Here is a 13335-nt window from a genome sequence, read left to right as displayed (position 1 = left end):
CTGTCGCTTTTTAAGAGGCGGCCTTGATCGAGAGGCTGTCGAGATAGGCGGATGGGTTTTCCGGGTCGAAAACTTTGCCATCGAAGAAGGTTTCCTTGCCGCGGGATTTGGAGGTCGGGATATCGCTTGCTGCCACGCCCAATTCCTTGGCGGCTTCGCGCCACAGGTCTTCGCGGTTGACCTGGGAGACCAGCGCCTTGATGTCGGTGTCGGGCGCAAACTTGCCCCAGCGGACATTCTCGGCGATGAACCAGCTGTCATGGCTCTGGAACGGATAGGATGCGCCGTCCTTCCAGAATTTCATCTGCAAGTCGGTTCCGTGGGCCACGCGGCCATTGCCGTAGTTGATGTCGCCCTTCAGGCGGCCCAGCACGTCCTTTGGCGGAACGTTGAACCATTGGCGTTTGCCCAGAATGGCGGACATCTCATCCTTGTTATCCATGCTGTCGCACCATTGCTGGGCTTCTATCACGGCCATCAGGATGGCCTTTGCGGCATTCGGGTTCTTCTCCACCCAGTCGGCGCGCATGCCGAGCGCCTTTTCGGGGTGTCCCTTCCAAAGCTCGCCTGTCGTGCAGGCGGTAAAGCCGATGCCCTGATTGACCAGCTGCTCGTTCCATGGCTCGCCCACACAGAACACATCCATGTTGCCAACCTTCATGTTGGCAACCATCTGCGGTGGCGGAACGACGATGGTGGAGACATCCTTGTCCGGGTTGATGCCGCCAGCGGCCAGCCAATAGCGAATCCACAGATCATGCGTGCCGCCGGGAAACGTCATGGCCGCCTTGATTTCCTTGCCCTCGGCTTTCTTCTTCTCAAAGGCTGCCTTCAGCTTGGAAGCATCGATCTGCACGCCGGTGTCGGCATATTCCTTGGCAACCGAAATGCCTTGGCTGTCGAGGTTGAGGCGGGCGAGGATGGCCATCGGCACCGGCACATTGTTCTGCGTTACTTTGCCGGTGTGCATGAGGTAGGGCATGGGGGTCAGAATATGCGCGCCATCGATGCCGTTGGATGCGCCGCCGAGAACGAGGTTGTCGCGCGTTGCACCCCATGAGGCCTGCTTGGCAACTTCCACATCCGGCATGCCATACTTGGCGAAAAGGCCTTTTTCGGCGGCAACGACCAGCGGCGCTGCATCGGTCAACGCGATGTAACCGAGTTTCGCACCGGTCACTTCAGGCGCGGCAGTTGCCGCAAATGCACCGGATGGGAAGGCGGATTTCATGGCGGTGATCAGGGCGGCGGTAGCGGTGGTCTTCAGCATGCTGCGGCGGCTCAGATTGCCGGTGAATGTCGGTTTCATGCGCATGGTCCCCATTTTGATCCGCCGTTCCGGCGCTTGTTTGCGAAAAGTAAAAATAAAAAAACGCCGCTCGGAGATTGCGTTTGCCGGGAGGGAGGTCCCGGTCAGCAAAAACCTTGCGACGTCAGTGTCGTTGGTAAGCAGCAGTGATGCGCTTTTATCCTCGATCGCCATTGACCGAGTGTTTTATATCAAGCAAGCGGTATGCCAGTTCGTTAGAGAGGAAAATAACAAATTGATATGAAAGCGTTATTTCTGAATTTTGCGGGCTTTGTTCAAAATTCAATCATGAAATTGACGGCTTATATTTTGCGCACATGATATCTGAGAAGCTTTTTCGATGCGCAGCATTTGTGCAGTGCGTCACAATCAGGCGTCTTCGGTGCTGGCCGACCCGAGATTGCCTGCGCTGACTGCGAAGCCTTTCACGTAACCCTCAATCATGCTCGGGTCGAAGACATGGCCATCCATAAAGCGGTCGCCATCCGTATCGCCTTCGATGCGCATATCGGACTCAGGCGGTGCGTTGCTGGGACCCAGAGCGTCGCGGTAAAGATCGCTGCGATAAGCTAGTGCCGCCGCTTGGGCGGCTTCCTGCGTGAAGTTGGCCTGTCCCCAGCGGATCATCTGGCTGTAGATCCACAGCGCCTGGCTCTTGCGTGGGTAATTGGCGAAATTGTCATGGAAGGTGAAATATCGTTCGATGACGCGCTGGTTGCCCTGGGCATCGACACTGAAGCGTCCGGCCAGCACTTGGCGAATGATCTCCTCGGGAGCGGCGATGTATTTCGCATCCGCCAGCGTCGCGGCCAGAGCGCTGTGGTTTTCCGTATCGTCACACCAGCGCGCAGCAGCATCTAGCGCCACCAGAAGACGCGAAACGGCTTCGGGTTGCGCATCCGCCCATTCCGGGCGCATGCCGACGACCTTCTCTGGTGCTGATGGCCAGATATCCTGCTTGGCGGCGACGATGCGGCCGATGCCGCGTTCGCTCGCCATCATGTTCCAGGGTGCGCCAACGCAGAAGCCGTCGATTGCGCCGGCGGCAAGGGCGTCGGATGTCAGTGGTGGCGGCACAACGACGAGTTTGACGTCCTTGTCCGGGTTGATGCCACCAGCCGCAAGCCAATAGCGGAATTCGTAATTGTGCGATGAGAACGGGTAAGTCACACCAAAGGTCGGTGTGGCTTCGCCGCGTGCGCGCATCTCATCCAGAAGCGATTTCAGCGCCTTGGCATCATCGAGCGCGCTTGCCGTCTCTGAAATTCCTGCCACCTCGCGCATGCGCTTGAAGAGCCGGGTCGAAAGCGTAATCGCATTGCCGCCACGCCCCAGCGAAAACGGTGTGATGGTGGGGGAGGGGTTGGAGCCCAGATCCAGCATCGAAGCGACCGGCATGGGCGAGAGCATGTGGGCGATATCGAATTGCCGAAACGCCAGACGGTCGCGCACATTGGCCCAGGATACGTCCTTCACGAGATCGAGCTTCAGGCCTTCCTTCTCCGCAAAGCCGAATTCGGTGGCGGCGATCAGCACGGATGCATCGACCAGCGGAATGAAGCCTGCGCGCAAGGTGCGTTGGCGGTCATTGCCAATCAAAGCTGGCGCGCTGTCTGCGCTGCCGCTTCCAGGTGTCTCGCTGACGATGGTCGTCATATCCTAAGCTTCCTTTCCTGTCCTGCGCCGCTCACATCAGCAAGCCGGCAGCCGTGACCACGCTTTGCGCAATCTCGGACAGCTTTTTCTTCTCGTTCATCGCCGTCTGGCGCAAAAGCGCGAAGGCTTCCTCTTCGGACAGGCCGCGCATCTTCATCAGAATGCCCTTGGCGCGCTCCACGATCTTGCGGTCTTCCAGCGCCGATTTGGCATCTGCCAGTTCCCGCTTCAGGCGGCTGAAGGCGTTGAAGCGGCTGACGGCCATATCGAGGATGGGTTTGACGCGCTCTTTCTTGAGCCCATCGACAATATAGGCGGACACACCCGCTTCGACTGCGGCTTCGATGGATGCGGTGTCGGAGCGATCCACGAACATGGCGATGGGTCGTCCCACCGTTCGGGTCAGTTGGAACAAATGCTCCATCATGTCCCGGTTGGGATTTTCGATGTCGATGACGATGACGTCGGGACAGAGCGTGTCAATGATCCGCGCCACGCCATGGACTTCGTGGATCACTGTGACGTGGTCATGCCCCGCCTCGCGCAATCCTTCCTCGATAATGGAGGCGCGAATAGCGTTTTCATCAATGACTAGAATGGTCAGATCACGGATCGTCATGAGCGCATAGATGACGCAGCGCACAATGAAATGCAATCTTTTTCAGCTGGCCTATAAAATAGGCATACCGAAATATTTCTTTTGTATTTTAACATTGGTCTTCCCTCACCGTGCCTTGACAACCAACCCGGCTTTAGAAAATGTCATGACATGAGTGCTGGGGCGGACTTTTTATCCAAAACAAATCCGATTAGTCGAAAAAGTGCGGCGGAATCGGTCTTTGAAGACTTGCGACAGGCTATTGTCTCAGGGCGATTGGTCGTGGGCACACGTTTGCCAGCAGAAACGCATCTTGCCGAGAAGTACGGCGTCAGCCGTCCGATCGTTCGCGAGGCACTGCGGTCGTTGCAAACGCTGGGCATGACCCAGACCCGCACCGGCAGCGGAACCTTCGTCGTCACCGACCAGCCAAGCCGCGAACTCACCTACCGTGGTTATTCTGCCCGCGATCTCATCGAGGCCCGGCCCTTCATCGAAGTGCCCGCTGCCGGTTGGGCGGCGGTGCGGCGCAGCGGTGAGCAGATGACCCGTATTCTCAAGTTGTGCGACGCGATGGATGTGCAGGAAGACCCGCACAAATGGGTCAAGCTGGACTCGGAGTTTCACAGCGCCATCGCAGAGGCCTCCGGCAACTCGCTGTTTGCCAAGGTCGTTGCGGATGCCCGTGATTCGCTCAGTCAACAGTCGGAACTGCTCAACATCATGGCGCATCGCCGTATTGCTTCCAATGTCGAGCATCGGCTGATTGCCGAGGCTATTGCCGTCGGTTCCGGCGAGACCGCCCGAAGCGCGATGGAAGCGCATCTCGGGCAGGTCAAGCAGGTGGTGACGTCGATCATCGGTGAACAGCCGCGTTAAATCACCTTCTCGACAGTCTCCGAGGGCGTTACGGCCAGCACGGGCAGGTTTGCCAGTCGTTCCGGTCTCAGTGCTTCCATCAGTTGTTCGGCGGTGAGATAGCCTTTCTCCATGACGACCTCTGGAACCGTTCGCCCGGAAGCCAGCGCTTCTTGCGCCACCTGCGTTGCGGCGTAATAGCCGATCAGCGGGTTGAGGGCGGTGGCGATGCCGAGGGACTGCTCCAGTCTTTGCGCCATGATGTCGATATTGGCAGTGATGCCATCAACGCACCGGTCCGCCAGCGTGCGGCAAGCTGCGCTCAGTTGCGAAATGCTTTCGGACAGGGATTTGACGATGATGGGTTCGAAGGCGTTCAACTGAAGCTGCCCGCCTTCGGCTGCCATGGTGATGGTGATGTCATTGCCGATCACGGCGAAAGCCACCTGGTTGACCACTTCTGGGATGACCGGATTGACCTTGCCCGGCATGATGCTGGACCCGGCCTGAACCGGCGGCAGGTTGATTTCGCCGATGCCTGCGCGGGGGCCCGATGACAGCAGCCGAAGGTCGTTGCAGGTCTTGGACAATTTGACGGCGACGCGTTTCAGCACGCCGGACAGATGCATGAAGGCGCCGGGGTCTTGCGTTGCCTCGATGAGATCGGCAGCCGTGACCAGCGGGCGACCGGTCAGTTCCACCAGATGTTTGCAGGCAACCTCGGCATATCCGGCAGGTGCGTTAAGCCGTGTGCCGATGGCGGTGGCGCCCAGATTGATCTCGTGCAGCAATGCGGCGGATTCGATCAGCCGTAGGCGGTCTTCCCCCAGCATGATTGCGAAGGTGCGGAACTCCTGACCGAGCGTCATCGGTACAGCGTCCTGAAGTTGCGTGCGACCGACCTTGAGAATGCCATCGAATTCCTTCGCCTTGCGCTCGAAGGCATCCTGAAGGACCAGCATGGATGCCGCAAGCTCGTCGATGGCCTCGATCAGAGCAACATTGATGGCTGTCGGGTAGGCGTCGTTGGTCGACTGGCTGAGATTGACATGATCATTCGGGTGCAGATGCGCATAGTCGCCCTTCGCGTGCCCCAGAATTTCAAGCGAGCGGTTTGCGATGACCTCGTTTGCATTCATGTTGGTGGAGGTGCCTGCACCACCCTGAATGACATCGACGATAAATTGCTCATGCAAAGCGCCGTCGCGAATTTCCCGGCAGGCCTGCACGATGGCATTCAACCTGTCAGTGTCCAAAAGACCGAGCTCGTTGTTGGCGCGTGCTGCGGCTTCCTTCACGAAGGCCAGCCCGCGAATGATGTAGCTGTAGCGACCAATGGTCGTTCCGGTAATTTGAAAATTCTCTGCGGCGCGCGCCGTGTGCACACCCCAATAGGCGTCCGATGGAATGTCCTTGGCCCCCAGCAGATCGTATTCCTTACGCATTGTCATCGCAATCTCCTCCAGATATCTGTAATGCTGCTTGACAGATTTATAAAGGCTTACGCCTGTGTTGACGCTCCGTCAACGGCGGTAATTGTGGGTTGACGGGATGCGGGAACGCCAGTATTGGAATTTAATCTGTCTTACAGCATTACAGAAATCGCTTATTCTCCAAGCGCTGTGATGCTCATGCCGCCGGTTCCGGGGAGGCGAGATCGCTCCCATTTACGGAGCAGATTCTGTGGCGGCGAGAAGCTCTAGGGAGGGGCGATGTCAGTGAACAATTCCAATCATACCGACCAAAAAGGTCGTGTCGAAATTCAAGAAGATCTGGGCTACCACAAGGCGCTGAAACCGCGTCAAATCCAGATGATCGCGATTGGCGGTGCCATCGGAACCGGCCTGTTTTTGGGTGCCGGTGGGCGCATGGCCGTTGCCGGCCCGGCCTTGATCTTTGTCTATGCCATCTGCGGCTTTTTCGCATTTCTAGTGCTGCGGGCGCTCGGCGAGTTGATCATGCACCGTCCGTCTTCCGGCTCCTTCGTATCCTATGCCCGCGAATTCTACGGTGAGAAAATGGCCTTCGCGGTTGGCTGGATGTACTGGCTGAACTGGGCCATGACCTCGGTCGCCGACGTGACGGCGGTCGCCATCTATATGAATTTCTTCAAGCAATATGTGCCCTGGTTGCAGGGTGTCGACCAGTGGGTGTTTGCGCTCGGTGCGCTCATCATCGTGCTGGGCATGAACATGCTATCGGTAAAGGTGTTCGGCGAACTCGAGTTCTGGTTCAGCCTCATCAAGGTTCTTGCGCTCGCGACATTCCTCGTCGTCGGCATCTACTTCGTCATTTTCGGGACGCCGATCGAAGGCCATGTGACTGGCTTCAGCCTGATTACCGACAATGGCGGCTTTTTCCCCAACGGCATATTGCCTGCGTTTATCATCATTCAGGGGGTGCTGTTTGCCTACGCCTCGATCGAGCTGATCGGCACGACGGCAGGGGAAACGGAAGATCCGCGCAAGGTCATTCCAGGCGCCATCCGCACCGTGGTCTTCCGTCTGCTGGTGTTTTATGTCGGCTCGGTTCTGTTGCTGTCGCTGCTGTTGCCCTACACGGCCTATAAGGCTGGTGAGAGCCCATTCGTGACCTTCTTCGGCTCGATCGGTGTCGAAGGTGCCGATATCATCATGAACCTCGTCGTGTTGACAGCGGTGCTGTCATCGCTGAATGCGGGCCTGTACTCGACTGGCCGCATCCTGCATTCCATGGCGGTTTCGGGGTCAGCGCCAGCGGCATTGGCCAAGATGAACAAAGCGGGCGTGCCCTATGGCGGCATCGCCGTTACCGCTGTCGTCACGGTGATCGGCGTCATTCTCAACGCCGTCGTTCCGGCTGCGGCCTTCGAGATCGCGCTCAACCTTTCGGCTCTGGGCATCATTTGCGCGTGGGGTGTCATCGTGTTATGTCAGCTCAAGCTGTGGCATCTGTCGCGGCGGGGGGAAATGAACCGTCCTGATTTCAGAATGTTCGGCGCGCCTTATACAGGCATATTGACGCTTGTCTTCCTCTTCGCTGTGCTGGTGCTGATGGCATTGGATTATCCTGCCGGGACGTGGACGGTCGGTTCGCTCATCATCATTGCCCCGGCGCTGGTTGCGGGCTGGTACATGTTGCGCCACCGTATTCACGAACTGGCCAAAGCCGATGCGGCGAAAAGCGCGGTTGCGCGGGGACAGACGTGAAGAGTGTGACATCCAAAATGCTGGTGGCCGTCATCGCCACCGGCGGTACAATCGCCAGCAAACGCGACGAGAGCGGTGCCGCAAAACCATCGCTCAGCGGCGAAACACTGATTTCCGGCGTGTGCGACGAGACGGTGGCGATCAAGCCCGTTGAACTCATGGCCAAGGATTCGTCCAGCCTCACCATCGCCGACATGCAGCGGATCAGTGATGCCGTGGGCCGGGAACTGGCCGATCCTGACGTTGCGGGCATCGTCATTCTCCATGGCACCGATGCCATGGAGGAGAGCGCACTTCTGGTGCATCTCCAGCACAGCCTTTCCAAACCCGTCATCTTCACCGGTGCGCAATTCACCGCAGATCATCCGCGCACCGACGGCCCGGCCAATCTTGCCGATGCCATTGCGGCTGCAAGCGATCAATCCAATTTCGACAAGGGCGTTCTGCTCTGTTTTGCTGGCCGATTGTTGCCCGCGTGGAGCCTTTACAAGCGCTCGTCCGATGAGCCGGATGCTTTCGATCTCTCCGGCAACTGCGACTGTCCGCAAAGCCCGCAATTTACCGCGGATTTGGCTGATACGCGGGTTGACATCGTGGCGATCTATCCCGGTTGCGATGCGACCCATATCGATGCCAGTCTGAGCGCAGGCGCAAAGGGCATCGTGCTGGCCGCACTCGGTTCGGGCAACGCCAATGCGCGTATCGTCGAGGCGGTAAAAAGGTGCACGAATGCAGACGTCCCTGTGATCGTTTCCAGCCGTGTGCCGGTGGGGCAATTGCTCGCCGGTTATGGCGGCGGCGGCGGCGGGCACGATCTGGGCGCAGCCGGTGCCATCCATTCCCGCAGCCTGCGGGCGGGACAGGCGCGCATCTTGCTGGCTGCACTGATCGCCTCGCGCAAAACGCGGGATGAAATGACCGACGCTTTCAACGATTTCCAAAAAATGGCGAAAGCGTGATTTTTTCAGGAACTTTTGTGACCTGATCCCGTTTCACCGGCTGGGAGACCACCGGGGGCTTTTTATGGCAGTGACATCAACTGCAGTCGTCCTGACGCTTATTGGACTTGCAATTTTCGGCTTTGGTTCGCAGCTCGTTATGCTGGGCGGAAGCTTTTATTACGCATTGGCGGGTATCGCATTTGTGGTAACCGCTGTTCTGTTGTTTCAGAGAAATAAGGCGGCATTGCATTTTTATGCCGCTTTCGTCATCGCCACGCTTTTGTGGGCGCTGTGGGAAGTCGGTTTCGACTGGTGGCAGCTTGGACCACGCGGTGGCTTCATCATCGTCGTTGGCATGTGGCTTTTGATGCCTTGGATCAGGAAGCCGCTCGGCTTTACCAGCCCAACTGGCATTTCCTACGGCGCCAACGCGGTTCCACTTCTGACAGCCGTTCTCGTTTCCGTTGGTGCTGCGGCATTTGCGATGACGCAGAACCCGAATGATCTCGAAGGCAATCTTCCCGAAGAGATCGTCACGGCGTCGCCATCCTATGGCAATGACGTGCCGGATAATGAATGGCACCAGTATGGACGTACGTCCTACGGTCAGCGTTATTCGCCTTTGGCCCAGATCAACGCGACCAATGTCAGCGGACTCAAAGAAGCCTGGCGTTACCAGACCGGCGACGTAAAGAAGCCTGAAGATGTTGGCGAAACCACCTACCAGGTGACGCCGCTCAAAGTTGGCAACTCGCTTTATCTTTGCACCCCGCACAACTGGGCAATTGCCATTGACGCGGCGACCGGCAAGGAAAAGTGGAAATACGATCCCAATGCAGGCATGAACCCTGATCGCCAGCACCAGACATGCCGTGGCGTGACGTACTATGCCGACCCGACGGCACAGGCTGGCGCTGCCTGCGCGGCCCGCGTTTACCTTCCGACATCGGATGCACGCCTGATCGCGCTCGATGCTGGGACCGGACAGGTTTGCACCTCGTTTGCCGACCAGGGCACGCTGCATCTTGAAGCTGGCATGAAATATAACCCTGCCGGTTACTACTATTCCACATCCCCACCTGCCATTGCGGGCAACAAGATTATCATCGGCGGTGCCGTCAACGACAACTATTCGACGCAGGAACAATCCGGTGTCATCAGGGCGTTTGACGTCAACACCGGTGCACTGGTCTGGAACTGGGATTCTGGAAACCCGTCGCAGACCCAACCGCTTCAGCCGGGTCAGACCTATACGACCAACTCTCCCAACAGCTGGTCAGTATTCAGCGTCGATGAAGCGCTTGGGCTCGTCTACATCCCCCTGGGAAATCAAGTTCCGGATCAACTCGGCATGGGTCGGAGCGAGAGTGTAGAGAAATATTCCTCTTCCATCGTGGCTTTGGATGTGAACACCGGGCAGGACAAATGGGTCCGCCAGACCGTCCACCACGACCTTTGGGACATGGATGTTCCCGCACAGCCGGTTCTTCTGGATATAACCAAGAAGGATGGGCAGAAGGTTCCGGCGCTGGTCGGTCCAACCAAGCAGGGTGATATTTACGTTCTGGATCGCCGCACCGGCGACCCGATCCTTGCTGTGACCGAAGAAAAGGCACCGGGTGGCGCCATCCCCGAGGATTTCAGCGCGCCGACACAGCCGACATCCGCCCTGTCTTTCAAGCCTGATATGCTTCAGGAAAAGAACATGTGGGGCGTCTCCATGTTCGATCAGCTGGCCTGCCGCATCAAGTTTCATCAGCTGAACTATGAGGGCCGCTACACACCGCCATCGGTGAACGGTTCGCTCATCTATCCCGGCAACTTCGGTACCTTCAACTGGGGTAGCGTCGCTGTCGATCCGGAGCGTCAGGTCATGTTCGGCATGCCGACCTATCTGGCTTTCACATCGCAGCTCGTTCCCCGCGCGCAGGTTCCGCCGAAGGGACAGGATGAAAAGGGCAGCGAACAGGGGCTGAACCGTAACGATGGCGCGCCCTATGGCGTGCTGATGGGACCTTTCCTCGGACCGCTCGGCGTTCCCTGTCAGGCGCCACCATGGGGTTATGTCGCAGGCGCCGATCTGCGCACCGGCGATGTCGCCTACAAGCACAAGAACGGCACCGTCTATGACATGACGCCGCTGCCACTGCCCTTCAAGGTCGGCGTTCCCGGTATCGGCGGCCCGATGATCACAAAGGGTGGGGTGGCGTTCCTGGGTGCCGCTGTCGACAACTATCTGCGTGCTTACGATCTCACCTCTGGCAAGCAACTATGGGAAGCACGTCTTCCTGCAGGCGGTCAGGCAACGCCGATGACCTATGCCATGGATGACGGCAAGCAGTATGTGGTGATGGTGGCGGGTGGTCACGGCTCGGTCGGCACCAAACCCGGTGACTACGTGATCGCCTACACGTTGCCCTGATGTGCCCTAACGAAGCCGCCAACCTTGTTTGGCGGCTTTGATTGTTTTTGACACCTGGATCGAGCACGTGATTCTTCGGGCTGTCTCAAGACGACACTGGTGGATTTCGCCCATGCCCACCGGCGGTTTGAGACGACTGGGCTCCCGAAGGAAACCAAGATGCGATCCTTTTCCAAGACTTGTACGATAGCGATTACGAGCACCGTGCTGACCATCGCAACCTGCCTCGCGGCACAGGCCGCCGATGCGGTGCGCGTGCGCGGCACAGTCGAAGGCCTCGATGGCACGACTTTGTCGGTCAAAACCCGTGAGGGTGCCAATGCCAAGATCATGCTCAAAGACGGCTGGCAGGTTTCAAGCGTCGCCAAGGCATCCGTCGATGATATCAAGCCGGGCGATTACGTCGGCATCGCTTCCCTGCCTACAGCAAGTGGCGGAGACGGCGCACTCGAAGTGCTGATTTTCCCCGCAGCCATGAAAGGCACCGGCGAAGGCAGTTATGCCTGGGATTTGAAGCCGAGCAGCACCATGACCAACGCGACCGTTGCCGACGCCGTCAAATCGGTCGATGGTCGTACCTTGACGGTTGCCTATAAGGGTAAGGAAAAGAAGATTTCGATACCGGATGGCACACCGGTCGTTACCTTCGCGCCTGCGACCGTTGCCGACATCAAGGCCGGTGCGACGGTGTTCGTGCCGTCCGAAAAGGCCACGGATGGCGCCCTATCAAGTGGCCGGGTGGTGGTCGGCACCAATGGTGTCGTTCCACCGATGTAACGGGTTCGACGTCGTAGTAGATGGATGCCGCAGTTTGGAAATGGCCGAGACAATGCTCTCGGCCATTTTTTATGGTCATACACAAAGCACTTGTATTGAAATGTAATAACATTACAAAAGCTCTACTTGACGGCATGTGCTGAATGAGTCTATCTGGTTGTGACGGTTCCAAGCGAGCAATCGTGAGGAATAATAGGGAATACGGTGAGGACGTGTTGTGTCCGATGCCGTGGCTGCCCCCGCAACTGTGAGCGAATTGTCCAACCCTTTGACGCTTTTCGAAGCGTCAAGCCACTGCGATGCAACATCGCGGGAAGGTGGGTGAAGACGCAAATTCGTGAGCCAGGAGACCTGCCGTCTAAACTTCATTCCAAGGTCACGGGCGGGGATGCCCGGAACAGGAGACGTCGTGATTGCATCGAGCGCCCAGCGCCTTATTCCATCTGCCATGTCCCGGTTTCAGATTGTCCCCATGCGTGCACGCGCGGGCTGAAGATCTATCATACTCACAGGGTCGCGCCTTCTGGCCGCCAATGACGATCGGGGACTATCGGACATGACATTCCATCTCAGACACACACTCTACGCTGCCGCCTTCGCAACGGTTGCAGCCACGATGGCCACGCCATCCTTCGCTGCCGAAACGCAATATCCGCTGACGCTTAAGAATTGCGGGCGGGATGTGACCTTCACGCAGGCACCTCAGCGTACGGCGTCGCTTGGGCAGAGCACCACGGAAATCCTGTATTTGCTCGGCCTGTCCGACAAGGTCGTCGGCACTGCGGTCTGGATCGGACCGGTTCTCAAAGGGTACGAAGAGGCCAATGCCAAGGTCAAGCGTCTCGCCGATAACGATCCGAGCTTCGAGAGTGTTCTGGCCGTCAAGCCGGATCTGGTGACGGCACAGTTTCAATGGCATGTCGGCCCCGAAGGCATCGTTGCCAAGCCCGAGCAGTTCGAAGAGCTGAAAATTCCCGTCTACACATCGCCAGCCGATTGCGTTGGCAAGGATAATTCCGGTGGCGGAGACGGTATTCGCCACAGCGTGTTCACCATGGACCTGATCTATCAGGAAGTGACCGAACTGGCGCAGATTTTCAATGTTCAGGACAAGGGTGAAGCACTGGTCGCAGACCTGAAGGCCCGCGAGGCGGCGGCCCGCAAGAAGATTGCTTCTGCGGATGGCAAGCTCTCAGCCGTGTTCTGGTTCTCCAGTGCAGAGCTGGATATCGACCCCTATGTCGCCGGTAAAAACGGTGCGCCGGGTTACATCATGTCGGCGCTGGGCATCAAGAAAGTCATCGATAGCGAAGAGGAGTGGCCGACGGTTGGCTGGGAAACCATCGCCAAGTCGCAGCCGACGCTGATCGTGGCAGGCAAGATGGATCGTAGGCGCTTCCCCGCTGATGATGTTGCGGTGAAAGAGAAGTTCCTGAAAGAGGACCCGGTGACGAGCCTCATGCCAGCGGTCAAACAGGGTCATGTGGTTGAAATGGACGCCCAAGCCATGAATCCGACGATCCGCACCATCGAGGGTATCGAAGTTCTGGCCGATGCTGTCGTCCAGCTCGGACTTGCCAAGTAAG

Annotated in this window: 10 protein-coding genes and 1 riboswitch; of the genes, 6 read left to right on the top strand and 4 right to left on the bottom strand. The window is 57.9% G+C overall.

The window, feature by feature from the left end:
- Positions 1 to 10 precede the first annotated feature (10 nt).
- The 3 genes from HRR99_RS13135 to HRR99_RS13125 form a co-directional block, all read right to left on the bottom strand.
- Entirely contained in the window at positions 11 to 1309 is a 1299-nt protein-coding gene (locus tag HRR99_RS13135) for a CmpA/NrtA family ABC transporter substrate-binding protein (protein ID WP_233122042.1), read from the bottom strand.
- 369 nt (positions 1310 to 1678) lie between these two features.
- Positions 1679 to 2965 carry a CmpA/NrtA family ABC transporter substrate-binding protein gene (locus tag HRR99_RS13130; protein WP_233122041.1) on the bottom strand — a complete coding sequence of 429 codons (1287 nt, stop codon included), beginning with the start codon at positions 2963 to 2965 and terminating at the stop codon, positions 1679 to 1681.
- 31 nt (positions 2966 to 2996) lie between these two features.
- Positions 2997 to 3584 (bottom strand): ANTAR domain-containing response regulator, encoded by a 588-nt coding sequence (locus tag HRR99_RS13125; RefSeq protein WP_233123502.1) that lies wholly within the window; start codon positions 3582 to 3584, stop codon positions 2997 to 2999.
- A 150-nt stretch (positions 3585 to 3734) separates the two neighbouring features.
- Between HRR99_RS13125 and HRR99_RS13120 the strand changes: the two genes are divergently transcribed.
- A complete protein-coding gene (locus HRR99_RS13120; protein ID WP_233122040.1) occupies positions 3735 to 4442 on the top strand; it encodes a FadR/GntR family transcriptional regulator in 708 nt (235 codons plus the stop codon).
- Here the strand turns inward: HRR99_RS13120 and HRR99_RS13115 are convergent.
- Entirely contained in the window at positions 4439 to 5872 is a 1434-nt protein-coding gene (locus tag HRR99_RS13115; protein WP_233122039.1) for an aspartate ammonia-lyase, read from the bottom strand. The two genes, HRR99_RS13120 and HRR99_RS13115, sit on opposite strands and share 4 nt — an antisense overlap.
- A 261-nt stretch (positions 5873 to 6133) precedes the next feature.
- On the opposite strand from HRR99_RS13115, the gene HRR99_RS13110 reads away from it, so the two are divergent.
- The 5 genes from HRR99_RS13110 to HRR99_RS13090 all read left to right on the top strand — a co-directional run bounded on the left by HRR99_RS13110 (position 6134) and on the right by HRR99_RS13090 (position 13334).
- Entirely contained in the window at positions 6134 to 7609 is a 1476-nt protein-coding gene (locus tag HRR99_RS13110) for an amino acid permease (RefSeq protein WP_233122038.1), read from the top strand.
- Positions 7610 to 7626: 17 nt separating this feature from the next.
- Positions 7627 to 8568: an asparaginase gene (locus tag HRR99_RS13105; RefSeq protein ID WP_233123501.1), complete on the top strand. Its 942-nt coding sequence runs from the start codon at positions 7627 to 7629 to the stop codon at positions 8566 to 8568.
- Positions 8569 to 8632: 64 nt separating this feature from the next.
- Entirely contained in the window at positions 8633 to 10972 is a 2340-nt protein-coding gene (locus HRR99_RS13100; RefSeq protein ID WP_233122037.1) for a glucose/quinate/shikimate family membrane-bound PQQ-dependent dehydrogenase, read from the top strand.
- A gap of 159 nt (positions 10973 to 11131) precedes the next feature.
- Entirely contained in the window at positions 11132 to 11749 is a 618-nt protein-coding gene (locus HRR99_RS13095; RefSeq protein WP_233122036.1) for a hypothetical protein, read from the top strand.
- 146 nt (positions 11750 to 11895) lie between these two features.
- Positions 11896 to 12122, top strand: a riboswitch (cobalamin riboswitch).
- Positions 12123 to 12305: 183 nt separating this feature from the next.
- Complete coding sequence (locus HRR99_RS13090; RefSeq protein WP_422387271.1) at positions 12306 to 13334, top strand: ABC transporter substrate-binding protein; 1029 nt, start codon at positions 12306 to 12308, stop codon at positions 13332 to 13334.
- Position 13335 lies beyond the last annotated feature (1 nt).

It is taken from the genome of Agrobacterium vaccinii (assembly GCF_021310995.1).
GTDB lineage: Bacteria > Pseudomonadota > Alphaproteobacteria > Rhizobiales > Rhizobiaceae > Agrobacterium > Agrobacterium vaccinii.
The sequence above is the reverse complement of the archived record's forward strand: the minus strand, read 5'-3'. Positions and strand labels throughout refer to the sequence as shown.

What these genes read in the sequence shown, in the direction of transcription:
- HRR99_RS13130 (WP_233122041.1), bottom strand. Translation starts at nt 2,965, where the DNA reads ATGACGACCATCGTCAGCGAGACACCTGGAAGCGGCAGCGCAGACAGC.
- HRR99_RS13100 (WP_233122037.1), top strand. Translation starts at nt 8,633, where the DNA reads ATGGCAGTGACATCAACTGCAGTCGTCCTGACGCTTATTGGACTTGCA.
- HRR99_RS13095 (WP_233122036.1), top strand. Translation starts at nt 11,132, where the DNA reads ATGCGATCCTTTTCCAAGACTTGTACGATAGCGATTACGAGCACCGTG.
- HRR99_RS13090 (WP_422387271.1), top strand. Translation starts at nt 12,306, where the DNA reads ATGACATTCCATCTCAGACACACACTCTACGCTGCCGCCTTCGCAACG.
- HRR99_RS13105 (WP_233123501.1), top strand. Translation starts at nt 7,627, where the DNA reads ATGCTGGTGGCCGTCATCGCCACCGGCGGTACAATCGCCAGCAAACGC.
- HRR99_RS13135 (WP_233122042.1), bottom strand. Translation starts at nt 1,309, where the DNA reads ATGAAACCGACATTCACCGGCAATCTGAGCCGCCGCAGCATGCTGAAG.
- HRR99_RS13125 (WP_233123502.1), bottom strand. Translation starts at nt 3,584, where the DNA reads ATGACGATCCGTGATCTGACCATTCTAGTCATTGATGAAAACGCTATT.
- HRR99_RS13110 (WP_233122038.1), top strand. Translation starts at nt 6,134, where the DNA reads ATGTCAGTGAACAATTCCAATCATACCGACCAAAAAGGTCGTGTCGAA.
- HRR99_RS13115 (WP_233122039.1), bottom strand. Translation starts at nt 5,872, where the DNA reads ATGACAATGCGTAAGGAATACGATCTGCTGGGGGCCAAGGACATTCCA.
- HRR99_RS13120 (WP_233122040.1), top strand. Translation starts at nt 3,735, where the DNA reads ATGAGTGCTGGGGCGGACTTTTTATCCAAAACAAATCCGATTAGTCGA.